We start from the raw sequence: 24,469 nt of genomic DNA, 5'->3' as shown, positions 1-24,469 counted from the left end.
AGGCCGAAGATGTACGACCCCACAGTCGCCCGACTCACCTACCGGGCCCTGCTCGGCCGGCGCCGGGCCCTGATCCTCGGCGCCCTTCCGCTGCTGCTGATCGTGATCTCGGTGATCGTCCGCGCCCTCGCCGGCGCCGACGACCAGACCGCCTCCGACCTGCTCGGCGGGATCGCGCTCGCCACCATGGTGCCGATCATCGGCGTCATCGCGGGCACCGGAGCGATCGGACCCGAGATCGACGACGGCTCGGTGGTGTATCTGCTCTCCAAGCCGATCAAGCGCCCGACGATCATCTTCACCAAGCTGATCGTGGCCATCGCCGTGACCATGGTGTTCTCCGCGGTGCCGACGATGATCTCCGGCCTCATCCTCAACGGCAACGGCCAGCAGATCGCCGTGGCCTACACGGTGGCCGCGCTGGTCGCCTCCATCGCCTACGCCGCGCTCTTCCTGCTCCTCGGCACGGTGTCGCGGCACGCGGTGGTCTTCGGGCTCGTCTACGCCCTGGTCTGGGAGGCCCTGTTCGGCTCCCTGGTGGAGGGCGCGCGCACGCTGAGCGTCCAGCAGTGGTCGCTCGCGGTGGCCCATGAGGTGACGGGCGGGGAACTCGTCACGTCGGACGTGGGCATCACCACGGCGACGGTGCTGCTTGTCGCGGTGACCGTCCTGGCCACCTGGTACGCGGGCCAGAAGCTGCGGTCGCTGACGCTGGCGGGCGAGGAGTAGACGGCCCGCTCATTGCCTGGGCGGGCTGGTTCTTCAGCGAGGGGCGGCGTCGCAGGTGGCGGCGCCCCTGAGCTGTTTTATTCGGTGGCGGTCAACTCGGGGGGCGGGCAGGATGGTTGGTGTCCAGGACGCCGGATCCAGTCGGCGCCACCAGCTGGGGAGGAGCGCGACGACGTCCATGCACGACAGTCCGTCGAGTTCCCCACAGGGCAGCCCGCGGCGGGCTCCGGAGTAGTTACCCCTCCGTCGAGCCCGCACCGCATCGGGGAGCTGCCCGGGCGGCCGCTTCGAGCACGCGGCGCGCTGCGCTTGCGTGAGGCCGCCTTCCCTTTCGCTCCCTCGCTGAAGGGGGCACCCTGCGCTGGGGCCGGCGCGGGTCGGTTGCGCAACTCGGCGCCGCGAGGTGCCTCCCCCCCCGAGGGGGGACCCCAGCGCCCACCCGTGCCGCCCCAGCGGCACGACTGCCCGCAGGCTGCGCCGGTCTAGGAGCTCGCCAGCAGCCGTTCCAGAACGACGGCGATCCCGTCCTCGTCGTTCGACGACGTGACCTCGTCCGCCACCGCCTTGAGTTCCTCGTGCGCGCCCGCCATCGCCACGCCGTATGACGACCACGCGAACATGGGCAGGTCGTTCGGCATATCGCCGAAGGCAATCGTGTCGGCGGCCTTCAGGCCCAGGCGGCGGGCCGCGATCGACAGTCCCGTTGCCTTGGACAGCCCCAGCGGAAGCAGTTCCACAATCCCCGCGCCCGCCATCGCGACCGTGACGAACCCGCCCGCGGCGCGCCTCGCGGCGTCCGCCAGTTCGTCGTCCGACAGTTCCGGGTGCTGTATGTAGATCTTGTTCAGCGGTGCCGACCACAGATCGGCCGCGTCCGTGAAGGGCGTCGCCGGCAGTTTGCCCGTGACCGCGTACCCCGGGCCGACCAGCACCTCCCCGTCAAGACCGTCCCGGCTCGCCGCCAGGAACAGCGGACCGACCTCCGCCTCGATCTTCGCGAGCGCCACCCCGGCCAGTTGCCGGTCGAGCGTCACCGACGTCAGCAGACGGTGCTCACCGGCGTCGTACACCTGCGCACCCTGCGCGCACACCGCGAGCCCCCGGTACCCGAGGTCGTCGAGGATGTGCCGGGTCCAGGGCGCCGCACGTCCGGTCACGACGATGTGCGCGGCGCCCGCCGCGGTGGCCGCGGCGAGCGCGTCACGGGTGCGCCGCGAGATCGAGTCGTCGGAGCCCAGGAGCGTCCCGTCGAGGTCGGTCGCGATGAGCCTGTAAGGGAGGCCGGCGCTCACTTGGCGACCGGCTCCAGGACCTCCCGGCCGCCCAGGTACGGACGCAGCACCTCGGGCACCCGTACCGAACCGTCGGCCAGCTGGTGGTTCTCCAGGATCGCCACGATCGTCCGCGGCACCGCGCACAGCGTGCCGTTGAGCGTCGCCAGCGGCTGCACCTTCTTGCCGTCACGCATACGGACGGACAGGCGGCGCGCCTGAAAGCCGTCGCAGTTGGAGGCCGAGGTCAGCTCGCGGTACTTGCCCTGGGTCGGGATCCACGCCTCGCAGTCGAACTTGCGGGAGGCGGAGGCGCCGAGGTCGCCCGAGGCGACGTCGATGACCTGGAAGGGCAGCTCAAGACCGGTCAGCCACTGCTTCTCCCACTCCAGGAGCCGCCTGTGCTCGTTCTCCGCGTCCTCGGGGTCGACGTAGGAGAACATCTCGACCTTGTCGAACTGGTGCACCCGGAAGATGCCGCGGGTGTCCTTGCCGTAGGTGCCGGCCTCGCGGCGGAAGCACGGCGAGAAGCCGGCGTAGCGCAGCGGCAGCCGGTCGGCGTCGAGGATCTCGTCCATGTGGTACGCGGCGAGCGGGACCTCGGAGGTGCCGACCAGGTAGTAGTCGTCCTTCTCCAGGTGGTACACGTTCTCCGCGGCCTGGCCGAGGAAGCCGGTGCCCTCCATCGCGCGCGGGCGGACCAGCGCGGGGGTGAGCATCGGGGTGAAGCCGGCCTCGGTGGCCTGGGCGATGGCGGCGTTGACCAGCGCCAGCTCCAGCAGGGCGCCGACACCGGTGAGGTAGTAGAAGCGCGAGCCGGACACCTTGGCGCCGCGCTCGACGTCGATGGCGCCCAGCGCCTCGCCGAGCTCCAGGTGGTCCTTGGGCTCGAAGCCCTCGGCGCCGAAGTCGCGGATGGTGCCGTGCGTCTCCAGGACGACGAAGTCCTCCTCGCCGCCCACGGGCACGTCGGGGTGGACGAGGTTGCCGAGCTGGAGGGCGAGGCGCTTGGTCTCGTCGTCGGCCTCGTTCTGCGCGGCCTCGGCTGCCTTGACGTCCGTCTTGAGCTGCTCCGCCTTCTGCAGGAGCTCGGCCCGCTCCTCCGGAGTGGCCTTGGGGATCAGCTTGCCGAGCGACTTCTGCTCGGAGCGCAGCTCGTCGAAGCGGACGCCGGACGACCTGCGCCGCTCGTCGGCAGACAGGAGAGCGTCGACGAGCGCGACGTCCTCTCCACGGGCGCGCTGGGACGCGCGCACACGGTCGGGGTCCTCACGGAGCAGGCGAAGGTCAATCACGCGGTCAAGGCTACCGGGGCCCGGTCCCTGCTCACGACTCGCTTTTCCGGGGCGCCCCGATTTGCGGCTTACATACCGTTATGAGGGAATTGCGCCCCGTGTCAATAAAAGGCGTCTCACTCCCTGGGACGGGGCAGGCGGCGGGCGCGATGTTGACCGGATTTCCTTGTGGAGAACGGGACTTGGGGTCTCGTCATCCACAGGCGTCCACACCCCTCCAAGAGTTATCCACAGGCTGTGTGGAAGATCTGTGGACGCCGGAATTGATCACTCCGAATTGCGTGGTTGATCCTGGTGATTCCCAGGCCAAACCTCCTTTACGCCCACGTTCGAGTGGAATTGCGTCGCCCCAAAGGATGGCTCGCAGGAAACGAGTGGACGAAGGGTGAACTGCGCGCCGGTGGACGAGGTGGTGCGCTGTAGGGCGATTTGTCGACTGAGTCGCATGGCGGTGTCGACTTGTCCCCAGGTCGAGAGGCCGACCTGTGGATAACTCCTGTGGATAACGACAATACGCTGGTGGTACCGGCTCAGAATCGCCCGTCCTGGCACCGCGCCACCCAGTCCGACGCCGACACGAACGCCTCGTCCGACGTCCCGGTTCGCGGCGCGCTCACGTCCTCCACGCCCACATCCGCGCGCGGGTACGAGCCGAGGAACCGCACCTCCAGGCAGATCCGCTTCAGCCCCATCAGGGCCTCCGCCACCCGCCGGTCGGAGATATGACCCTCCGCGTCGATGCAGAAGCAGTAGTTGCCGATACCGGCGCCGGTGGGCCGGGACTGGAGCAGCATCAGGTTGATGCCCCGGGTCGCGAACTCGCCCAGCAGATCGCGCAGCGCGCCGGGGTGGTCGTCGCGCTGCCACAGCACGACGGAGGTCTTGTCCGCGCCGGTCGGCGCCGCGGGCCGGGCCGGGCGGCCGACCAGCACGAACCGGGTCTGGGCGTTCTCCGCGTCGTGGATCCCGCTCTCCAGGGCCTCAAGGCCGTACAGGGCGGCGGCGAACTCGCCCGCGAAGGCCGCGTCGTACTGCCCCTCCTGGACCAGGCGGGCGGCGTCCGCGTTCGAGGCGGCCGATTCCCAGTGGGCGTCCGGGAGGTTGTTCTTCAGCCAGTTGCGGACCTGCGGCTGGGCGGCCGGGTGCGCGGAGACCGTCTTGATGTCGGAGAGCTTGGTGCCCGGCCGGACCAGCAGCGCGAAGGTGATCGACAGCAGCACCTCGCGGTAGATCATCAGCGGGGCGCCCGCGACCAGCTCGTCGAGGGTGGTGGTGATCCCGCCCTCGACGGAGTTCTCGATCGGCACGAAGGCGGCCTCGGCCTCACCGGCACGCACCGCGTCGAGCGCCGACTGCACGGACACGTACGGGACGAGCTCCCGCGTGGCCGTCTCGGGAAGCGTGCGCAGGGCGGCTTCGGTGAAGGTGCCTTCGGGACCGAGATACGCATAGCTCGCTGGCATGACCTCACCCTAATGGCCTCGGGGAAGCCCGGCGCACGTGTCTCACGACCGGGTGAAGCCGCCTCGCGTCACCCCTCCAGCAGCGCCTGCCCGACGTACTCTCCCTCGGCCGCCCCGCCCGGCACCGCGAACAGGCCGCTCGCCTCGTGGCGGATGAACTTCGACAGCGCGTCGCCCCGGTCCAGCTTGCGCTGCACGGTCACGAAGCCGCGCAGGGGATCGGCCTGCCAGCAGATGAACAGCAGCCCCGCGTCCGGAGTCCCGTCCGCGTCGATGCCGTCGTGGTAGGAGAACGGCCGCCGCAGCATCGCCGCCCCGCCGTTCTGGTCGGGCCGGCTGATCCGGGCGTGGGCGTTGATCGGGACGACCAGGCTGCCCTCCGCGTCCGTCTTCTCCAGGTCCATCCCGGTGGTCTCGGTGCCCCCGGACAGCGGCGCCCCGTCCGCCTTGCGGCGCCCGATGACGTCCTCCTGCTCCTTGCCGGAGAGCCGCTCCCAGTCGTCGAGGAGCATGCGGATCCGACGTACGACGGCATAGGAGCCGTTCGCCATCCAGGAGGGTTCCCCCGAGGACGGCACGAAGATCCGCCGGTCGAAGTCGGACTCCGTCGGCTTCGGGTTGCGGGTGCCGTCGATCTGGCCCATCAGATTGCGGGCCGTCATGGGGTGGGCGGTGGCGCCCGGCGAGCGGTTGAAGCCGTTCATCTGCCAGCGGACCCGGGCGGCGCTGCCCGCGTCCTTCTGGATCGCGCGCAAGGCGTGGAAGGCGACCAGCGCGTCATTGGCGCCGATCTGCACCCACAGGTCGCCGTTGCTGCGCGCCTTGTCGAGATGGTCGGAGGAGAAGTCGGGCAGCGGGTCCAGGGCGACCGGGCGCTGCTTCTCCAGGCCGGTACGGGCGAAGAAGCTGTGCCCGAAGCCGAAGGTGATCGTCAGCGAGGACGGGCCGGCGTCCCGGGCCACACCGGTGTCGTCCGAGGCGGCGGCCTCGCCCGCCATCAGCCGCCGTGCCGTTTCCGACCAGCGGCGCAGCAGCGCGGCGGCCTCCTTGCGGCCCACGCCCGCCGCCAGGTCGAAGGCGAGGACATGGCCACGGGCCTGGAGGCCCTGAAGGATGCCGGGCTGATGTTTCCCGTGAAACATCACCTCGTCCGCGCCCAGCGAGGTGAGCGGAGTCGCCTCGGAGGGCGCGGCGGCATAACCCACGGCCCCGCCCGCCGCGCCGAGCACGAGCCCGGTGGCACCGGCGGTGCCGAGCAGGGCGCGTCGCGAAATGCCCGACGAAGCCTGAGAGGACACGCTCTCGTCGGTGACAGGAGTGCGGGCCTGCGGGATGGACTGGTCAGCCATGGTGTTCAGCCGATCTGCGCGTTCTTGGAGACGGTCGTCTGGTCGATGTCGGAGGTCCGCACGGTCACGGCGATCTTCCAGTCGCCTGCCATGGGGATCTGCACTCCGTTCGCCGACCAGTGTCCGGTGGTGATGTGGTCAGGGACGACGGGCAGCGGCCCGATGTCCTGGGATTCGAGGGTGAAGGCGACCTTCACCTCGGGGATGTCGAAGGCCCGTCCGTTGGGCCGCTGGACGTAGACGTGCATCTCGTTGCCGCCCACGCGCGCGGGGTCGAGTTCGAGCCGTACGACGCCCTTGCCGTCCTCGCCGCCGGTGTCGAAGGACATGTCCAGGGTCAGCGCCCCGGAGGCGTCGGCGGAGGACGAGGAGGACGCGGCGGTGGCCTTGGCGGCGTCCTGTTCCGTACGACCGGGTTCGGTGGACGTCAGGACGGTGGTGACCGCCAGCAGCACGACCGCGACTCCGGCCTCGGCGAGCACCGAGCGGCGCAGTCCGAAGCGGTTCGGGTCGGCGTCCCGCAGCCGCTTCTGCCGGGCGGTGTCCATGGCGGCCTGCTGCCGGGCGAGTTGGGCGGCCCGCTCGGGATCACTGGACGCGGTCGCCGCGTCGAGGTCACCAGTCGTACTCGCCGCGTCGGGATCACCGGACGCCGTCGCCGCGACCTTCTGCTTCTGCGGTGCGGCAGCCACCGTCTTCGCCAGCCGAGCCGTCCACCGCCGAGAGATCCACGCGACGCCGACGAGCAGCGTCACCAGGCCGATCTTGACGAGCAGCAGTTGACCGTAGCGGGTCTCGGTGAACGCCGACCAGGATCCGAGCTGACGCCACGACTGGTAGGCCCCGGTGGCGACGAGCGCGACCACGCTCCCGAACGCGAGCGCCGAGAACCGTCGTACGGCCGTGCCGTCCACCGGTGTCCCGGGCGAGCGGTACAGGGCGACGAGCAGGGCGGTGAGGCCGCCGAGCCAGGCGGCGACGGCGAGCAGATGGACCACGTCGACCGGCATCGCGATCCCGGGCTGGAGGCCGGTGGAGGCGTGCTCGGACATCGCCCAGCTCGCCGCGAGCCCGGCCGCGACGACCGTACCGCCGATCGCCAGCCCGAAGGTCAGGTCCCGTTTCTCCTGGTCCTCGCGTTTGTCATAGGCCCCGAACAGCACCGCGATGAACAGCGCCGCCGCCGCGAGCAGCAGGAGCCGGGAGACCAGGGCCGCGCCGGTCTTGGTCTCGAGGACGTCGGCGAGGAGGTTGAGGTCGAAGATGTCGCCGGCCTTGCCGGAGCCTGTGTAGGAGCCGCGCATGAGCAGCAGCGCGAGGGTGGCCGCGGTGAGCGCGAGCCAGCCGGAGACGACGAGCCGCTGCACGGCCCGCACCCCCGACCCGCGCTGCCAGCAGGCGAGCACGAAGGCGGCGCCGCCGACCATGACGACGAAGCCCGCGTAGGAGACGTAGCGGCCCATGCCGTAGAGCACGCCGACGACCCCGCCGCCCGCCGTCTGGTCGGAGAGGGACACGGAGGTCGCCGAGGGGGCGCCGACGGAGAAGGTGAAGGCGCCCGCGACCGGATGGCTGTCGGCCGAGACGACCTGGTAGGAGACGGTGTAGGTGCCGTCCGCCAGACCGCCGTTCAGTCGCACGGCGTACGTCGTGCCGCTCGCCTTGGACGGCTTGCCGGTGTCGACGCGCTTGCCGTCGGGGGCGAGGACGCGCACCGAGTCGTCGGAGAGCGCGACCTCTTCGGAGAAGGTGAGCGAGACCCGGTCCGGGGCCTGTTCGACCACCGCCCCCTGCTGGGGGTCGCTGCCGGTCAGCGCGGCATGCGCGGAGACCGGTCCGGCACCGGCGAGGAGCAGTCCGGCGGCGGCCAGGAGCAGCAGCACCAGGGTCCGGACGCGTGGGGCGATGGTCGGCGTCAAGGGTTTTCTCCCTCAGTGTCCGGTCGCGGGGGTGTACGTGGCCGGCTTCACCGGCATCTCGACCGTGACGGGGTCGGTCTCGGCGAAGTGCAGCACCACGGACACCGTGTCGCCCTGCTTCGGCTTGCGCTTCAGCTTCTCGAACATCAGGTGGTTTCCGCCGCTCTTGAACACGACCTCGCCATCGGCGGGCACGGCGAGGTTCTCGACCTCCCGCATCGCGGAGTCGACGGTCTCGTGGACGGTGACGGCGCCCGCGATGTCGCTGGTGACGGAGGTCAGTTCGTCCTGAGTGCCGCCGTCGTTGGCGAGGGTCAGGAAGCCCGCCGCCATGGAGTCGGAGACCGGTTGCGGCATATAGGCGCCGCTGACGGAGAGTTCGGGGCCGTCTTCGGAGGAGCCGCAGCCGGACAGCACCAGGCTCAGGCTCGCGGCGAGGACCGCGGCGGAGGCTGCCGGACGCCTCACGGGTTCTCCCCCTTGATGAGCTTGGGGAGGTCCTTGGTGTAGTCGTCGACGGTGGCGTCCTCGCCGTAGAGGACATAGCCGCCGTCGGTCTTCGGCGAGAAGGCGATGACCTGGGTGCCGTGCGTGGAGACCATCTTGCCCTTCTCCTCGTGCGGTGGCTCGATGCTGATGCCGAGGGTGCGGGCGCCGGCTTGGATGGTGTCGAAGTCGCCGGTCAGGCCGACCACCTGGGGGTCGATGCCCTTGAGCCACTTGCCGAGCGCGGAGGCGGTGTCGCGCTCCGGGTCGGTGGTGACGAACACGATGCGCAGCTCGTCCTGTTCGGCCTTGGACAGCTGCTTCTTGGCGACGGCGATGTTGTTCATCGTCAGCGGGCAGATGTCGGGGCAGTTGGTGTAGCCGAAGTAGATCAGCGTCGGCTTGCCCGCGGTCTCCTCGCGGAAGTCGTACTTCTCGCCGTTGGTGTCGGTGAGGACCAGGTCGGGCTTCTCGAACGGCTTGTCGAGGACGGTCGCGGCCTTCTGGGAGCCGGCCTCCTCGGAGACCACGGTGACGGGCGACGCGTCGTCGTCACCGCCTCCGCAGGCGGAGAGGGTCAGGGTGGTGGCGGCGAGCAGCGCGGCCGCCGTGAACTTCTTGGTGCGCATGGCGAAATGTCCCGGAGGTGAAGGGCTCGGGCACGCGCCGGTGGGCAGAGGCACCGGCGCGCGCCGAGGTGACGGACTAGGCGTTGGTACGCCGACGGCCGGCGAGCACGCCGTAGGCCACACCGATGGCGCCGACGACGATGCCCACGACGCCCAGGACGCGGGCGGTGGTGTCGCTGCTGTCGGAGTCGGCGTCGTCGGCGGTGGTGGTCGCGGCGGCCTGGGAGGCGTCGGAAGCGCCCTCGGAGGGTTCCTCGCTCGGCTCGGAGCCGTGCGAGTGGCCGTCCTCGGAGGCCTCGGACAGGGCCAGCACCGGGGCCGGCTTCTCCGGCTCCTCCTGGCCTTCCTGCTGCACCTCGATCCAGCGCGCGACCTCGCCGTCGTCGTACGTCTGGACCGCCTTGAAGACCAGTTCCTCGGCGTCCTCGGGCAGGACGCCCATGGAGACCGGGAACTTCTGGAAGAAACCGGGGCCGACGCCCTTGCCGGTCGCGGTCCAGGTGATCTTGCTGACGGCCTCGGTGATCTCCTGGCCGTGCAGCTCGATCGGCTTGTCCAGCTCGGCCTTGGTGACCTTCGCGGTCCAGCCGGCGATCGGCTCGGGCATGGCGGACGCGAGCGGGGTGTCCATCGGGAAGCTGACCTCCAGCTTCACGGTGGACGCCTTGTCGCTCTCGTTCGGGACCCGGAAGTCGACGACCGCGTAACCGCCCTTGGCGGCCTCGCCCTCGGGCTGCACGGTGACATGCGCGAAGGCGGGGGCGGACAGGGCGAGCACGGCGGTGCCGACGAGGGCGCCGACGGCGGCGATGCGGGAAGAGGCCTTCATACGGGAGCACTCCACGGTGAGTGAGATTCGGTTGTTCCGGAAGTGAAGAGGGACGCATGCGCGATGAGGTGGCATGCGCGGGCCGCGCGACGGCGGTCCCTACCGGAATCCGAGGTGGATCTCCCAGCGGTGGTCGCGTCGCGTCAGGCGGCGAGCACGAGTGCGCGGGCGGCGGCGGGCGGGCCGCGCCGGATCACCGTGTGCTGGAGCGCGGTGGTGTGCGGAGGGGGTGGTGCGAGCTCCGCGGTGCGCGTCAGGCGCGGGCCGGCTCCGGGGAGGTCCGGGAGCCCGGCGCGCAGGGTGCGGACCAGGGCGAGGGCCGCGCGCAGGGACCGTACGGCCGCCCCCTCGACGAAGGAGTGGGCCGAGAGTTCGACGAGGCGGCGCAGGGCCAGGTCGCCGCGGCGCAGCAGCCAGCCGGCGACCAGGGCCGCGAGCAGATGGCCGAGCAGCATCGGCAGCGACGGCAGCAGCGAGGCGGAGTCGGTGACGGTCTCGGCCCGGTGGTCCGGGTGGGCGGAGTCCGGCCGCAGCCGCGCCTCGGTGAGGATCTTGTGGGCCTGGGCCGGGCTGATGGCCGCCGCCGTGGTCCCGCACACGATCCGCGCGGCCTGGGCGACGAGCGAGGCGTCGGAGGCGGTGGCGGTCGTGGTGGCGGTGGTGCCGTGCTGGGCGAGGCCGAACAGCGAGTGCAGCACGGTCTGTCCGAGCGCGAGCAGCGCCGCGATGCCGGGCAGCGAGCGCTCGCGTCCGGCGAGCGGTACGGCGACCGCGAGGACCGTGAGGAATCCCGCCCCCAGAGCCCACAGCGGGATCGAGGCGCAGGAGCCGAGTGCGTGTCCGCCCGCGGCCAGCACGACACAGACCGCGGCGAACACCGCGGCCCGCAGGATCCGGACGTCGCGTCCGGCGCGCGCCGTGCGCTGGTGGGGGGCACTCATGGCGGCCCAATCATCGCACTGGCCTTACCGCGCCCATACGGCAGGTCCGCAAGATGACCTACGGGTGGAAGATCCCTTCTGGCGTGAACCGCCCCCATATACACCGTCGACGGCTTCGGACGCATCGCCCATATGGGCGGTATCACGTCAGCGATGTGCTTACGTCCCGGCGCTCGCGGCAATACGTAACGGTATGTCGAGCCGCGGCCGGGAGGCTGGAGCATGAGCATCTGGTGGTCACTCCATCTGCGGCGGGAAGCTGCGAGCGTGCCGCTCGCGCGGAGGCTGTTGCTCGGCACCATGGAGAGTGCGGGTGTGGACCCGGACGTGTCGTACGACCTCTCCATCGCGCTCAGCGAGGCCTGTGCGAACGCCGTCGAGCACGGCGGGGACACCGCTCTCGACGGCGGCTCGGAGGCCTACCGCGTCACCGCCTATCTCGACGGAGAGACCTGCCGGATCGAGGTCGCCGACTCCGGACCCGGCTTCGGCGGTATGGGCCGGGGCTCGCGCCCGATGTCCATGGAGGCCGAGAACGGCCGGGGGCTGTATCTGATCCAGGAGCTCGCGGACCACGTCCACATCGGCAACAAGCCGGGGCAGGGCGGCGCCGTGGTGAGCTTCGACAAGATCCTGAAGTGGCGGAAGGACGTCTCCCCTTTGATGGCGGTGTAGTGTTCCTCGTCACTATTCCGCGAAAGCGGCACTGGGGTATGTGAACCGCGAATCAGAAATCCTCGGTGGCCGAAAGTGGAGGTGTGAAATCCGCCTTTATCGACGGCCAGAATCAGCCACACGGGAAGCTCAAAGGTTTCTTGAATCTCCCTCAAGACCTGCTGTTCTGTGGCTCAAAGGCTCAGGGCGGTCGGTTTCCGGCCATCCTTGACGAACCTTTTGCTTGACTGGTTATTGCCCTTCATACAGCCTCGTGATTCATGACGATAGGTCGCCGAAAGCGTCAACTTGAAGAGTTGTCTCACTTTCTACGGACCCGGCGAATGCGACTGTCCCCGGCGGAAGTCGGGCTCAGCGCGTCGGGTCGCCGGCGTACTCCCGGACTGCGCAGGGAGGAAGTGGCCGTCCTCGCCGGGGTCGGCACGTCCTGGTACACCTGGCTGGAACAAGGAAGGGACATCAACGTCTCTGAATCGGTGCTCGGCGCGATCAGCGGAGCGCTACGGCTCAACCCCGCCGAGGAGATCTACCTGCACCGGCTGGCCGGCCTGAAGACGCCGGACGTCGACCAGCGGGCCGACAGCGGTCCCGCCGACCCCGAACGTCTTGCCGAGATCGTGAACCACTGGTTCCCCAACCCGGCGCTCGTGCGGGACCGCTCCTGGGACATCCTGGCCGCCAACTCGGCCGTACCGGAGTTCCTGGGCTTCGAGGGCCCCGGCGGGAACATCCTGGTGGAGTTCTTCACCGACGAGACCTGCCGCCGCCGTTACGCACACGCCGACGAGCTCGCCCGCAGCACGGTCGCCCGCTTCCGCGCGGACGTGGCCGACTGCTTCGGCCGCCCCGAGGTCGAGCGCATCCTCGACGAGCTCACCGACCGGAGCCCGGAGTTCGCCCGGCTGTGGGGCAGCCACGAAGTGCTGGAACCGTCCCGCAGCCGGACCAAGGAGATCAGCCACGACGGCGTCGGAGCGCTCAGCTTCGATGTGCACGAATGGGAACTCGCCGCCGACCACGAGGTCCAGCTGGTCCTGCACATGCCGACGGTGCAGGAGACACGGGACAAACTGGACGCCTTCTTCGCCGCGGCCGGTCCGGACGATCCGGACCGGCCGGGCGAGGACGGCGAGGGAGACGATGACGATCAGCTGCCGTCGAAGGCCATCGCGGCCGCGTAGGAGTCTTCGAAGGTCTGATACCGCTGGATGAGGCCGTCGCGGACCGTGATCCGGATCGCGAAGGGGCCCGAGAACGACTTGCCGGTCGAGATCACCTTGTGGGTGAACTCCCCGAGGACGAAGGCGTCCTCGCCGTCCACGGCTATGCGCTCGACATCGAAGTTCTGGGTGTCCACAGCGGCCACGAACCGCTGGAAGTAGCCTTCCACCTCCTGGCGGCCGACCAGGCGCCCCGTCCACGGGACGACGGGGGCGCCCGCCACCACCAGCTCCGCCTCCTCGGCGAACAGCTCCGGAAGACCGGGCAGATCGCCCACTCCGAAGCGGCCGAAGAACTCCTGGACCGTGTCCGCGGTGCTGCGGACGTTGCTCTGCGTCATGCGCTGTGTCCTTCCCTGGTGAGGTTGCCGGCCGGGGCCAGCGTGGCCAGATGGCCGAGGATGCGGCTCAGTTCGGGGGTCTGGTCCTGGGCGGCGACATAGTGGTCCGGGCGGACCAGGACGGCGGAGAAACGCCGGCCCGGCGCCGAACGGACCGTCACCAGATCGCCGTACGTCTTCTCCAGCTCGGCCAGCCGGGGCGGGCGGGTGCCGGAGGGCGGGAGTGTGACGAGGAGCGTGTAGCGGTCGACCTGCAGTGACTCGCGCAGCGCGGTGTCCGTGACCAGATGGCCGTTGCGCAGGCGGGTGCGCCGCAGCCGTCCGCCCTGCTCCTCGTCGACGGCCGGTCCCGCCGGGTAGTGGTTGGTCAGACCGGCGAGCCACGGCGAGTAGAACCGGTCGAAGACGCCGGAGCGTTCGGCGAGCCGGGCGGAGACATCGCGCAGCACGATCTGCCAGCGCTTGGAGAGCATCCACGCCTTGGTCTGAACCTCGGCCTGCTTCACCACGCCCTGGGCGACCGCGGCGCGCTCGGCGCCGTAGCTGTCCAGCAGCCCCGGCGCGGCCGCGCCGCGGTGCACCAGGGCCAGCTTCCAGGCGAGGTTGTGGGCGTCGGTCACCCCGGTGTTCAGGCCCTGGCCGCCCGCGGGGCTGTGGATGTGCGCGGCGTCGCCCGCCAGGAAGACCCGTCCGGCCCGGAACCGCTCGGCGTGCCGGGCGTGGATGCTGAACGTGGTCTGCCAGGAGACGTCGTACAGCTTCAGGCCCCCGGGGCCCCGCTTGTCGACGAAGTCCTGGAGGACCTCCTCGGTGAGGTCCTCGGGGCGCATGCCGGGCGGGCCCGCGGTGAACACACGGAAGCGGCCGTTGTAGAGCGGGACCAGGACCATGATCCCGTTCTCGGTGCAGTAGTAGTGCACGGCGTCGCGCTGGAGGTCCCCGTCGATCTCGGTGTCGGCGAGGATGAAGACGTTCGGGTAGGTGGCGCCCTTGAACTCGATGCCCAGCGACTTGCGGACGGTGCTGCTCGCCCCGTCGCCGCCGATGACGTAGGCGAACTCCTCGGTGGTCTCGGTGCCGTCCGGGGCGCGCAGGGTGGCCAGGACGCCGTCCGGGTCCTGGCTCAGCCGGGTCAGCTCGGTGCGCCACTCGATCTTGCCGCCGGCTTCCGTGAACGCCTCGCGGAGCAGTTCCTCGACGTCCGGCTGGATGATCACCATGGGGCGGGTGCGGTCGCCGAAGACGATGTCGCAGATCGGGTCGGTGCCGGAGTTGTAGCGGAAGGAGTGCACCGGCAGACCGTGCTTGTCGATGTAGGCGTCGGCGCCGAGCCCGCGGAACACCTCCAGGGTGCGCGGCCACACCATCAGGGCCTTGGTCAGCGGGCTGGGCGCGTCGGTCTTGTCGACCAGGCGCACCGGGGTGCCCCGGCGGGCCAGTTCGGCCGCGGCGGTCAGACCGACCGGGCCCGCGCCGACGACCAGCACCGGCCTGTCATCGGGTGTGCTCATGAGGTCTCTCCCATCGTGATCGGTTCCCGGGTCTCGTGCTCGGTGGCGTCGGCGCTCCGCCCGGCCGGGGCGGGGCGCAGCATCCGCATGATCAGCGGGGCGCCCAGCGCGCACACCGCGGCAAGCAGCCACAGCACGGTGTGCAGGGCGGAGGTGTAGGCGCCGGAGACGTACGCGGTGAAGTCGGCCCGCGCGTCGGCGGGCACCTGGTCGGCTACGGCGCTGATCTCGCCCTGCACGACCCGGTTGGCGAGCTCGCCGACGCCGCCCTCCCAGCCCTCGGGGTTGTTGAGGTTGCCCTGGGTGATGCTGACGAGGACGGAACCCATACCGGCGATGGCGACGGCCTCACCGGTCAGCCGCATGGTGTTGAACAGTCCGGCCGCCATGCCCGCCCGGCTCGCGTCCACGGCGCCGATCGCCGCGCCGTCGAGCAGACCGAAGGAGATGCCGACGCCGGTGCCGATGACGAGCAGCGGCCCCGCGAGCACGGCGGTCGTGGAGTTCTGGTCGAGGACGGTGAGCCAGGCCGCTCCGCCCGCCACCAGCAGCAGGCTCACCCCGAGCAGCACCGAGGTGGAGACCTTGCGGGCGAGCACGCCGCTGATCACGGGCAGCGCCAGCACCGGGCCGCTGAGCAGCAGCATGGTCAGACCGGCGCGCTGCGAGCTCATGCCGTTCACGCCGATGAAGAAGGACGGCAGGAACACCAGCAGACACACGAAGCCGAAGGCCAGCAGCACCGGCATCAGGCTGACCGCGGCGAACTTGGGCTCGCGCAGCAGCGACAGCTCCAGCATCGGCCGGGCCCGCCGCTTCTCGATCCGCACGAACGCCGTCATCAGGACGACGGCCAGCACGGCGAGCGCCAGCACCACCGGGTGCGCCCAGCCCAGCTGCGGGCCCTCGACCAGGGCGAGAGTGAAGGCGAACAGGGCGCCGCTGAAGGTGGTCGCGCCCGCGTAGTCCACGCCGGAGGCCTCCGGGTCGCGGGACTCGGCGAGTGCCGGGCGCAGCAGCAGCACGGCCGCGGCGACGGCGGCATGGGCGAGGAACACCGACCTCCAGCCCCAGGCGCCGACGAGCAGCCCGGACAGGGAGGGGCCGAGCGCGAGCCCGAGTCCGAAGGAGGAGCCGAGGAACCCGAACGCCTTGGCGCGGGCGGCGCCTTCGTAGGCCTGGGCGAGCAGCGCGGTCGCCGCGGTGAGGACCATCGCGGCGCCGACGCCCGCGGCGCCGCGCAGCACGTCGATCAGCACGACCTCGGAGACGAGCGCCGAACCGGCCGTGCACAGCACGAAGACCACGAGCCCGAGCGTGAACATCCGGCGGCGGCCGAGGAGATCGGCGAGCGAGCCGGCGACCAGCATCACGCTGGCGAAGGTGAGGTTGTAGGCGTTGACGACCCACTGCACGGTCACCAGAGAGGCGTCCAGATCGCTGCCGAGGTCGGGCAGGGCGACGGAGGTTCCGGTCAGGGAGGCGGGCAGCAGTCCGCAGGAGACACAGACCGCGATGAGGGTGAGAAGGGGACGGGAACGTGCGGCACCCGTCGAAGGAGTGGACACGAGAACTCCAGGGTTCGTATGTGGAGGGATTCGCTACGGCCGTGGGGTGCGCGCTTGTTCTACGGCCCACAGCACCAGCACGAGCGCGGCCAGGCCGCCCCCGGCCGCGCACACTCCGGCCCACCCGGCGGCGGAATGGACGGCGCCCGAAAGCGCCGAACCCGCCGCGCCGCCCAGGAAATAGGCGGTCATGTAGGCCATCGTGATCCGGCTGCGGGCCTCGGGGCGCAGCCGGTAGAGGACACCGAGGTTGGTCACCTGGGCGCCCTGCACACCGAAGTCGAGCAGCAGCACACCGAGCACCAGGCACATCAGCAGGTGGCCGCCGTCCAGGGCGAGCAGCCCCCAGGCGGCCAGGTTCGCGACGTACAGCAGGGTCGAGGCCAGCCGGTCCCGGCCGCGGTCCACCAGTGGCCCCATGGACCGCGCGGCCAGCGCCCCGGCCGCCCCGAGCAGCCCGAACGCGCCGATCAGGGCCTCGCCGTACGAGTAGGGGGGCTCGGCGAGCAGGAAGGCCGCCGAGGTCCAGAAGACGCTGAATGAGGCGAAGGTGAGGAAGCCGTACAGGCAGCGCAGCCTGAGCAGGGGTTCCTGGGCGACCACCGACGCCACCGAGCGCAGCAGGGTGAAGTAGCCGAGCCGCTCGGCCGGTTCGAGGTCGGGCAGCAGCCGCCACAGCAGCGCCGCGAGCACCAGCATCCCCACCGCCGCGACCGCGAACACCGAGCGCCAGCTGCCGGTCCACTCGGCGAGCAGGCCCGCGCCGGTGCGGGCGAGCAGCACGCCGAGGAGGACCCCGCTGAGCATCCGGCCGGTGACCCGGCCGCGTTGCTCGGGCCGGGCGAGGGCGGCGGCGAACGCCACCAGCAGCGGGGCGCCCACCGCTGTCACCGCCATCAGTCCGGACAGCACCACCAGCGCGGTGACCGTGGGCGCGGCGGCCGAGGCGGCCTGCCCCACGGCGGTCACCAGCAGCAGCGCCACCAGCAGCCGGCGCCGGTTCACCGTGTCGCCGAGCGGCACCAGCAGGGCGAGGCCCACGGTGTACCCGGCGGTGGAGGCCGTGACCACCAGCGAGGCGGCGGTGCTGCTGACGCCGAACGCCGAGGCGATCGACGTCAGCAGCGGATGCGCGTAGTAGATGTTGGCCACGGCCAGACCGGCGGCCACGGCGAACACCGTGACCAGCCGGTCGGGCAGACCGCCGGCCGGGCGCAGTGCCTCGGGCCCGGCCCGGCGGTTCCTGGCACGCTTCCCCGCGGCGGGGGCGCCCCCATCGCCGCCGCTCGACACGGTTGCCATGTGCCGTTCCTCCCGGCGGACCTGAACTGCCGGACGGATCCTGGCGGTACGGCGTCCGGCCGAGCCGTTCGCGGCGATGGATGACGTCATGGGACCAGCACGATCTTTCCGGTGGTGCGGCCCGCCTCGCCGTACTCGTGCGCCTTGGCGGCGTCGGCGAGCTTGAACACCTGGTCCACGCGCACCTTCAGCCGGCCCGCCTCGACCAGCGCGGCGAGCGCTTCGAGCCCGGAGTGGTCCGGCTCGACCAGGAAGCCCGTCACCCGTACGCCCAAACTGGCGGCGTGGGTGGCGAGTTCGGGGCTGACGTGCCCGATCACCGTGATCAGCAGTCCGCCCGGGCGCAGGGTGCGCAGCAGTTCGAAGCTGTGCTCCCCGCCGAGCAGATCGAGGACGACGTCCTGTCCGGTGACCGTGTGGTGCAGCGGGCCCGCCGTGTAGTCGACCGGGTGGTCCACGCCGACCTCGCGCAGGAAGTCGTGCTTCTCGGCGCGGGCCGTGCCGGTGACCTCGGCGTCGTGGGCCCGGGCGATCTGGGCGGCCAGGTGGCCGACGCCGCCCGCCGCCGCGGTGACCAGCACCTTGTCGCCCCGCCTGATCCGCGCGGTCTCCACCAGCGTCTGCCAGCCGGTGAGTCCCGCCAGCGGCAGCGCGGCCGCCTCCTCGAAGCTCAGCCCCACCGGTTTGCGGGCGAACTGCCGGGCGGGCGCGGTCACATACTCGGCGTACGTGCCGCCGGGCCGAGGGAAGCCGATGAGGCCGAACACCTCGTCGCCGGGCTCGAAACGGGTCACTCGGGGCCCGGACTCCACCACTCCGGCGATGTCCCAGCCCTGCACGAAGGGCGGGGCGCCGAGCGCGCCGGGCGGGAAGACGCCCGCGCGGATCTTCCAGTCGACGGGATTGACGCCCGCGGCCTCGACCCGGACCAGCACCTCGGTGGGCAGCGGCGTCGGGCGGTCGACCTCGGTCAGGCGCAGCACGTCCGGGGCGCCGATCCCGGTGGTGACGGCGGCTTTCATCGGCCGCTCCGCTCGTCGAGGTAGGCGGCCCACTCGGCCAGCTTCTGACTGAGGACGAGGTCGCCCTCCGGAACCTCGATGCCGTACTCGCGCTGGATGAACAGGGCGATCTCGATCAGGGTGAGCGAGTCCAGCGAGAGGTCCTCCAGGGTCCGCTCCGGGTCGATCTCCTCGATGGGGATCTCGGCCTTCTCGGCTATGAACGCGACCAGTCCGGGATATGCCGTGACAGGCATCTCGTACTCCCTCCTCGGAGCCGTGCTCCGGGGCTTGCGTGGATCGGTGAGGCGGGGGTGCGGGGGTGAGGTGTGCGGGCGCCGGGCTGGATCAGGCCGCGGCGGAGTTGGGCATTCCGGTGTACTGAAGGCCGTCGGGCCAGGTGAGAGTGATCGCGCCCCAGGTCGTACCGGCGCCGAAGGCGGTCAGGAGCACCTTGTCCCCCGCCCGCAGCCGCCCTTCGCCGTGCGCGTCGTCCAGGGCCAGCGGGATCGACGCGGCGGCCGTGTTCCCGGTGTGGCCGATGTTCACGTAGGCCCGCTCCTGGCCGATGCCGAGCTGCTCGGCGACGGCGTGCAGGATGCGGACGTTGGCCTGGTGGCCGACGAGGAGGTCCACGTCGGCGGTGGACCAGCCGGTGCGGTCGAGGACGGTCCGCGATGCCTCGGTCATCCGCAGCACCGCGTTCTTGAACACCTCGCCGCCGCGCATGGTGAGGTACTGGTCCTCGCGCAGCGCCGCGCTGTGGTGACTGCGCTGCCGGGAGCCGCCGGCCGCCACCCGGATCAGGTCGGCCTGCATCCCGTCACTGGCGAGTTCGGTACGGCGCAGCGCGCCCGGTTCGTCGGCCCGCCCCGCACGCAGCACCACCGCGCCGGCGCCGTCCGCGAAGATCGGCGCGGTGTTGCGGTCGTAGGGGTCGACGATGGTGGTGAAGGCGTCGGCGCCGACCACCAGCACGCTGTCCGCCACCGAGGAGGCGATCAGACCGGCACCGGTGGCCAGGGCGTACAGGAACCCCGAGCAGACGGCCCCGACGTCGAAGGCGGGGACGGTGCCGAGCCCGAGCCCGGCGGCGACGGTCGGACCGGTCGCCGGGCACGGGTGGTCCGGAGTGGCGGTGGCGACCACCACGGCCCCGACGTCTGGCCCGCCCGCCGAGTCCAGCGCCCGCCGTCCAGCCTCGATGGCGAGGTCGCTGGTGGCGGTGCCGGGGTCGACGATCCGCCGCTCGGCGATACCGGTGCGGGTACGGATCCACTCGTCGGAGGTGTCCATCCGGGCGGTCAGATCGTGGTTGGTCACCACCCGGGGCGGCAGCGCGGAGCCGAGGCCCGCGAGAACGGCGGTGGGCGCCGCGGTGCCGGGATCACCAAGGCCCGCCGTGCCCGGATCACCAAGGCCCGAGCGGACCGTCATCGCACGATCACCGAGGCCCGGTCGGACTCGGTGCGCATGTCGAGGGCCTCGTACTCGGCCTGCGCCTTCGCGATGGCCTCCTCCGGCGACATCAGCGCCGGCAGGTCGAACAGCCGGGCGATCTCCACCAGCCGCTCCTCGACGGTGCCGCCCACCACGTGCGCGGGGATGCCGAGTTCGGCGGCGACCTCCAGCAGCCGCTCGTCGGCCATGGAACGGAACCGCTCGTTGACCGGACGGTGCCCGTCGGCGGCCAGTGCCAGCTCGTTGGGCAGGTGCACGAAGACGTCGTACGTCTGCTTCACGTGCTGCTTGAAGGCGATGCCCAGTTGCTCCATGACCGCGTCGAACACCCGGATGTCCGCGGTGCGTTCGACGCTCTCCAGCTCGCTGAGGTGCACGGAGTCATTGGGGTTGATGCCGACGATGACGCGCACCGCGCCGTAGATCCACTCCTGGAGCGAGGAGCCGTCGGAGATGAACGAGCCCTCGAAGCGGCTCTCGTGGACGGCCCGGTCCACATGGCGGCGGACGATCAGCTGGACCAGCTCGGCCGCGGTGCACTGCTCCAGGGTCTTGCCGGGCACGGCCTCGGGCAGCAGCTCGCGCATGGTGCGGGCACGGGTGCGCGGAATTCCCACGTAATGCGCGAGGGCATACGAGGTGAGGGTCTTTCCGGAGGAATACGTGCCGGATATGGCGATACGCATGACAGGCTCCAGTTCTGAAAAGGTGGCCGGTAAATCAGCCGGGAAGTCGGTGCGCGACAGAGCAGCGCACGGTGTTTCCGGCGAGCCGTCCGACGATGTCGGCCGTGCGCCAGATCTCTTCGTCCCGCCGAAGCAACGTGCTGTTTTCCAGCCGTACATCCAGCGGGGTCTCGTAGCGGATGGGATCGGGCTCCGCGCTCGCCTGGAGCACGGTCGTGCGCATCCACAGGGTGTTGCTCGCGCCCCGGGAGATCCCGTCGGTCTCGTACAGCAGGATCTGACCGAGCTGAAGGCTCGTCACGAAGGTGTCGATCAGCCCGACGAAGGGCTGGTACAGGCCCTCGGTGCCCTCGGTGGCCAGCACGGTGCCGGGCTCCTGGGCCACGTCCACGACGGCGTGCGCGCGGGCCTCGGCGGCCCGCACCGCGACCTTGCGCACGCTCTGCGTCCGGGCCGCGAAACCAGTGCCGTAGTACTGCCGCTCCACCGGCCCGAGCAGTTCCGCCGGGCCGCTGTAGGTGGCCGTGGCGACCGGGCCGTCGGAGGAGGGACCCGGCTGCGGATGGCGCAGGTCGGTGCGGACCCGCATCGCGCCGACCATGGTCTGCAGCCGCGACACCGCCTCGCCCTCGCTGTTCCGTACCGGCACGCCGAGCACGGTGGTGCGCACCGGAAGGCCGGTCAGTTCCTCGTCGGGCTCGGTGCCCGCCTTGATCCGCACCGACAGCACCCGGCCCGCACGCCGGCTCTCGGGGCCGAGGCCGAGGGCGTGGGTGAGGGCCGCCTCGCTCAGGTGCACGGCGATGATCAGTCCGTCGACGGTGCTCAGATGCGGGCGCAGATCGCCGCGGGTCTTCGCCTTGGTCGACCAGTCGGCCGGGTAGACGACGTCGAGCCGGCTGCCGAGTTCGGTGGGCACATCCCGGCCGCCGGTCATCTCGACCTTGTCGTAGCGGTACTGCACGCGCCGGAATCCGGAACCGAAGAACCGCTTTTCGCCGGGCCCCAGATAGTCGTCGACCGAGTCGAGGAGTAATTCCTTGGCAGGCAGCATTCCAGACAACGCTAACTCCCTTGTGTCGGGCCCAGCGGGGCGATTTCCCGGCATGTTTCCCGGGCTGCTTCTCGGTGAGCTCGAAGCTAGCCGAAATATTTCGCCGCAACGAGAGTCGGCTCATGCGGTTACTGCCAACACCACCTTGGACACCACCAGTTGGCGCCCTTTTCCGAACACCCCGGAATTGACTAGCGTCCGAGGTGTTCGCGGACACGGATTCCAGTGCCGCACACGGGGAGGCAGCCATGTCCGACACCACGCTCGGCCCCTGGGCCGTGACGCCCGAGTTCAGCCAGCAGCAGCTCGTCCCGAAGATGGGGATCGAGCTGGTGCGCTGCGAGCCGGGCCTGGTCATCGGCACCATGCCCGTGGCCGGCAACCGCCAGCCCGTCGGCATCATGCACGGCGGCGCCAACGCCGTACTGGCGGAGACTCTGGGATCCATCGCCGCGTTCCTGCACACCGGACCCGGCGGCCACGCGGTCGGCCTGGACCTGTCCTGCACCCACCACCGCTGGGTGGCCGGCGGCACGGTGACCGGTGAGTGCCGTCCCCTGCACGAGGGCCGCACCACCGCCACCTACGAGATCGTCATCATCGACAGCTCCGGCAGACGCACCTGCACCGCTCGGCTGACCTGCGCCGTCAGCGTCCGCGCCCGTTCCCGCGGCGTTCTGCGCACGGCGTGAGGAATCCGGGGTCCCCCCGCAATCACCATCGAAGAGAGGCCAACACCCCATGTGCCACAGCACCGACAGCAGGCCCCCCGCCGTCGAGAACCCCGGCAGCGTGGCCGAGGAGGGGCTGATCGAGCTGACCTCCCAGGACGGGACGGCGTTCAGCGCCTTCCACGCGCAGCCGGGTGAGCCCAACGGACGCGGCGTGGTGATCCTGCCGGACATCCGCGGCGTCCACGCCTACTACCAGGAGCTGGCCCGCCGGTTCGCCGAGGCCGGGTTCGCCGCCGTCGTCCTCGACTACTACGGGCGTACGGCAGGACTCGGGCCGCGCGACGACGAGTTCGAGTGGCAGCCGCACTTCAAGCAGCTGGTCCCGGACAGCGTGGCCGACGACGCCGCGGCCGCGGTCGCCTACCTGACCGAGAAGAACCCCGGTGTCACGGTCTTCTCGGTCGGCTTCTGCCTCGGCGGCGGCCACTCCTGGCGGCTCGCGGGCACCGACCTCGAACTGGCGGGCTCCATCGGCTTCTACGGCCTTCCGGGCCTCGCGGAGGACCGCCTGGGGGACATCTCCGCCCCGCTGCTGCTGCTCCTCGCCGGCGACGACGTCGCCACCACCCAGGAGGACTTCGCGGCCTTCCGCGGCAAGCTGGACGACGCGGGCAAGCCGTACGAGTACAAGATCTACGACGGTGCCCCGCACTCCTTCTTCGACGGCGGCGCCCCGGAGTGGAAGGACATCAGCGCGGACGCCTGGCAGCGCCTGCTGGACTTCACCGCGCGCCACGCGGAGCCCGCCGTATGACCCGCGACATCCGCGACGAGCAGCGCGGCAACCCCCGCTTCGAGCGCGGGCACGCCAAACTGCTGGAACTCGGCGACTCGGGCGACGCGATCTTCACGGCGCTCGCCGACGTGGCCCCCGACATGGGCCGCTACGTCGCCGAGTTCGTCTTCGGAGACCTGTACGGCCGGGGCGGACTCGACGACCGGCAGCGGCAGTTGGTCACCCTTTCGCTGCTCACCGCACTCGGCGACACCGAGCGCCAGTTCGCCTTCCATCTGAACCTGGCGCTGAACGCGGGCGTCACCCCGCAGGAGGTGGTGGACGCCCTGGTGCACGGCCTGGCCTTCGTCGGCTTCCCGCGCACCTTCAACAGCCTCAGCACGGCCAAGCGCGTGTTCGCCGAGCGGGGGCTGCTGCCGGTGGCCCCGGCCCCCGTGGCCGAGGCCGCGGCGGCCGGCTGACCGCTCCCGCCCCGCGCGTGCCCTCAACCCCCCGTCGGCCGCGCGGGGCGGGACACCCATTTCACGCAGGAGGGAACCGCCTTGCGACGACGTACAGCCGCGTTCTTCGACGTCGACGGCACCGTCATCAACGTCACCAGCATGTTCCGGTTCCTGGAGTTCCGGCTGGCCGCCGAGGGGCATCCACCGTCGGCCTACCGCTACGAGCGCCAGCGGCTGAAGGCCATGACGGCCGCCGGGGTCCCGCGCACCGAGACCAACCGCGCCTACTTCGCCTCCTACGCCGGAGCGGACGTACGCGCCATAGCCGCCCTCGCCGAGGAGTGGTTCCGGACCGAGCTGGACCGGGGCGCCCTCTTCAACGAGCACGTGGTCGCCGCCCTGCGCCGGCACCAGCGCGAGGGCGACCTGGTGGTGCTGGTGTCGGGCTCCTTCCGGGCCTGCCTGGCCCCCATCGCCCGGCACCTCGACGCGGACATCGTCGTGTGCTCGGACCCGGAGACCGCTCACGGCACGTACACCGGCCATGTGGAGCGCCCGATGATCGGCGAGGCGAAGGCGGAGGCGGTCCGCACCCTGAGCACCACGGGCAGACTGGACCTGCCCGCGTCCACGTCCTACGGCGACCACATCTCCGACCTACCGCTGCTGCGCATGACGGGCCGGGCGGTGGTGGTCGGCGACGACCCGGAGATGCGCGAACAGGCCCGCCGCCACGGCTGGACGGTGTGGCCGCGCACTCCGGCGCCCACGCTCACCCGCTGAGTTTCAGCTTCCTCAGGACTCTCAGCCCACGCACAGCCGTCAC

The 24,469-nt window shown here is 70.9% G+C and carries 25 protein-coding genes; 7 read left to right on the top strand and 18 right to left on the bottom strand.

Annotation, left to right across the window (positions count from 1 at the left end):
- Positions 1–9: 9 nt before the first annotated feature.
- Entirely contained in the window at positions 10–729 is a 720-nt protein-coding gene (locus H4N64_RS14810; RefSeq protein WP_186282763.1) for an ABC transporter permease subunit, read from the top strand.
- A gap of 482 nt (positions 730–1,211) precedes the next feature.
- Here H4N64_RS14810 and H4N64_RS14805 read toward each other — a convergent pair whose 3' ends face one another.
- The 9 genes from H4N64_RS14805 to H4N64_RS14765 all read right to left on the bottom strand — a co-directional run bounded on the left by H4N64_RS14805 (position 1,212) and on the right by H4N64_RS14765 (position 10,911).
- Entirely contained in the window at positions 1,212–2,021 is an 810-nt protein-coding gene (locus tag H4N64_RS14805; RefSeq protein ID WP_186282762.1) for a Cof-type HAD-IIB family hydrolase, read from the bottom strand.
- A complete protein-coding gene (gene serS / locus H4N64_RS14800; RefSeq protein ID WP_186282761.1) occupies positions 2,018–3,295 on the bottom strand; it encodes a serine--tRNA ligase in 1,278 nt (425 codons plus the stop codon). Before serS ends, H4N64_RS14805 begins: the two co-directional genes overlap by 4 nt.
- Positions 3,296–3,825: 530 nt before the next feature.
- Positions 3,826–4,758, bottom strand: coding sequence for a prephenate dehydratase (gene pheA, locus H4N64_RS14795; protein WP_186282760.1), 933 nt, complete (start codon positions 4,756–4,758; stop codon positions 3,826–3,828).
- A gap of 68 nt (positions 4,759–4,826) precedes the next feature.
- Positions 4,827–6,107, bottom strand: coding sequence for an iron uptake transporter deferrochelatase/peroxidase subunit (gene efeB, locus H4N64_RS14790; RefSeq protein ID WP_186282759.1), 1,281 nt, complete (start codon positions 6,105–6,107; stop codon positions 4,827–4,829).
- A gap of 5 nt (positions 6,108–6,112) precedes the next feature.
- The gene (locus H4N64_RS14785) at positions 6,113–8,026 is read right to left on the bottom strand and encodes a copper resistance CopC/CopD family protein (RefSeq protein ID WP_186282758.1); all 1,914 of its coding nucleotides are present in this window, start codon (positions 8,024–8,026) and stop codon (positions 6,113–6,115) included.
- Positions 8,027–8,038: 12 nt separating this feature from the next.
- Positions 8,039–8,494: a copper chaperone PCu(A)C domain-containing protein gene (locus H4N64_RS14780; RefSeq protein WP_186282757.1), complete on the bottom strand. Its 456-nt coding sequence runs from the start codon at positions 8,492–8,494 to the stop codon at positions 8,039–8,041.
- Positions 8,491–9,141, bottom strand: coding sequence for an SCO family protein (locus H4N64_RS14775; RefSeq protein ID WP_186282756.1), 651 nt, complete (start codon positions 9,139–9,141; stop codon positions 8,491–8,493). The genes H4N64_RS14780 and H4N64_RS14775 overlap by 4 nt, the downstream gene beginning before the upstream one ends.
- Positions 9,142–9,217: 76 nt before the next feature.
- Entirely contained in the window at positions 9,218–9,970 is a 753-nt protein-coding gene (locus H4N64_RS14770; RefSeq protein ID WP_186282755.1) for a YcnI family copper-binding membrane protein, read from the bottom strand.
- Positions 9,971–10,113: 143 nt separating this feature from the next.
- Positions 10,114–10,911, bottom strand: a complete 798-nt coding sequence (locus H4N64_RS14765; RefSeq protein ID WP_186282754.1) for a hypothetical protein — start codon at positions 10,909–10,911, stop codon at positions 10,114–10,116.
- Between the two features lie 222 nt (positions 10,912–11,133).
- Between H4N64_RS14765 and H4N64_RS14760 the strand changes: the two genes are divergently transcribed.
- Positions 11,134–11,586: an ATP-binding protein gene (locus H4N64_RS14760; RefSeq protein WP_186282753.1), complete on the top strand. Its 453-nt coding sequence runs from the start codon at positions 11,134–11,136 to the stop codon at positions 11,584–11,586.
- Positions 11,587–11,846: 260 nt separating this feature from the next.
- Positions 11,847–12,767 (top strand): helix-turn-helix transcriptional regulator, encoded by a 921-nt coding sequence (locus tag H4N64_RS14755; protein ID WP_260859729.1) that lies wholly within the window; start codon positions 11,847–11,849, stop codon positions 12,765–12,767.
- Here the strand turns inward: H4N64_RS14755 and H4N64_RS14750 are convergent.
- From H4N64_RS14750 to H4N64_RS14710, 9 genes are all read right to left on the bottom strand, one after another.
- Entirely contained in the window at positions 12,734–13,147 is a 414-nt protein-coding gene (locus tag H4N64_RS14750) for a nuclear transport factor 2 family protein (RefSeq protein WP_186282751.1), read from the bottom strand. The genes H4N64_RS14755 and H4N64_RS14750 overlap by 34 nt on opposite strands.
- A complete protein-coding gene (locus H4N64_RS14745; protein ID WP_186282750.1) occupies positions 13,144–14,658 on the bottom strand; it encodes an FAD-dependent monooxygenase in 1,515 nt (504 codons plus the stop codon). Before H4N64_RS14745 ends, H4N64_RS14750 begins: the two co-directional genes overlap by 4 nt.
- Positions 14,655–16,226 carry an MFS transporter gene (locus tag H4N64_RS14740; RefSeq protein WP_186282749.1) on the bottom strand — a complete coding sequence of 524 codons (1,572 nt, stop codon included), beginning with the start codon at positions 16,224–16,226 and terminating at the stop codon, positions 14,655–14,657. The genes H4N64_RS14745 and H4N64_RS14740 overlap by 4 nt, the downstream gene beginning before the upstream one ends.
- Positions 16,227–16,259: 33 nt before the next feature.
- A complete protein-coding gene (locus tag H4N64_RS14735; RefSeq protein WP_186282748.1) occupies positions 16,260–17,528 on the bottom strand; it encodes an MFS transporter in 1,269 nt (422 codons plus the stop codon).
- A gap of 86 nt (positions 17,529–17,614) precedes the next feature.
- Entirely contained in the window at positions 17,615–18,550 is a 936-nt protein-coding gene (locus tag H4N64_RS14730) for an NADP-dependent oxidoreductase (RefSeq protein WP_186282747.1), read from the bottom strand.
- Positions 18,547–18,786, bottom strand: coding sequence for an acyl carrier protein (locus H4N64_RS14725; protein WP_186282746.1), 240 nt, complete (start codon positions 18,784–18,786; stop codon positions 18,547–18,549). Before H4N64_RS14725 ends, H4N64_RS14730 begins: the two co-directional genes overlap by 4 nt.
- Before the next feature lie 91 nt (positions 18,787–18,877).
- Positions 18,878–19,966, bottom strand: a complete 1,089-nt coding sequence (locus H4N64_RS14720; RefSeq protein WP_186282745.1) for a beta-ketoacyl-ACP synthase III — start codon at positions 19,964–19,966, stop codon at positions 18,878–18,880.
- A complete protein-coding gene (locus H4N64_RS14715) occupies positions 19,963–20,676 on the bottom strand; it encodes an AAA family ATPase (protein ID WP_186282744.1) in 714 nt (237 codons plus the stop codon). The genes H4N64_RS14720 and H4N64_RS14715 overlap by 4 nt, the downstream gene beginning before the upstream one ends.
- 34 nt (positions 20,677–20,710) lie before the next feature.
- Positions 20,711–21,730, bottom strand: coding sequence for an AvrD family protein (locus H4N64_RS14710; RefSeq protein WP_260859735.1), 1,020 nt, complete (start codon positions 21,728–21,730; stop codon positions 20,711–20,713).
- A 248-nt stretch (positions 21,731–21,978) separates the two neighbouring features.
- On the opposite strand from H4N64_RS14710, the gene H4N64_RS14705 reads away from it, so the two are divergent.
- From H4N64_RS14705 to H4N64_RS14690, 4 genes are all read left to right on the top strand, one after another.
- On the top strand, positions 21,979–22,422 hold the full coding sequence (locus H4N64_RS14705; RefSeq protein WP_186282742.1) for a hotdog fold thioesterase: 444 nt from the start codon (positions 21,979–21,981) through the stop codon (positions 22,420–22,422).
- Between the two features lie 49 nt (positions 22,423–22,471).
- Positions 22,472–23,218 (top strand): dienelactone hydrolase family protein, encoded by a 747-nt coding sequence (locus H4N64_RS14700; RefSeq protein WP_222108960.1) that lies wholly within the window; start codon positions 22,472–22,474, stop codon positions 23,216–23,218.
- Positions 23,215–23,661: a carboxymuconolactone decarboxylase family protein gene (locus H4N64_RS14695; protein WP_186282741.1), complete on the top strand. Its 447-nt coding sequence runs from the start codon at positions 23,215–23,217 to the stop codon at positions 23,659–23,661. Before H4N64_RS14700 ends, H4N64_RS14695 begins: the two co-directional genes overlap by 4 nt.
- Before the next feature lie 81 nt (positions 23,662–23,742).
- A complete protein-coding gene (locus H4N64_RS14690) occupies positions 23,743–24,426 on the top strand; it encodes an HAD family hydrolase (RefSeq protein ID WP_186282740.1) in 684 nt (227 codons plus the stop codon).
- The last annotated feature ends 43 nt before the right edge of the window (positions 24,427–24,469 follow it).

The organism is Streptomyces cupreus, assembly GCF_014257025.1.
Taxonomy (GTDB): domain Bacteria; phylum Actinomycetota; class Actinomycetes; order Streptomycetales; family Streptomycetaceae; genus Streptomyces; species Streptomyces cupreus.
The sequence above is the reverse complement of the archived record's forward strand: the minus strand, read 5'-3'. Positions and strand labels throughout refer to the sequence as shown.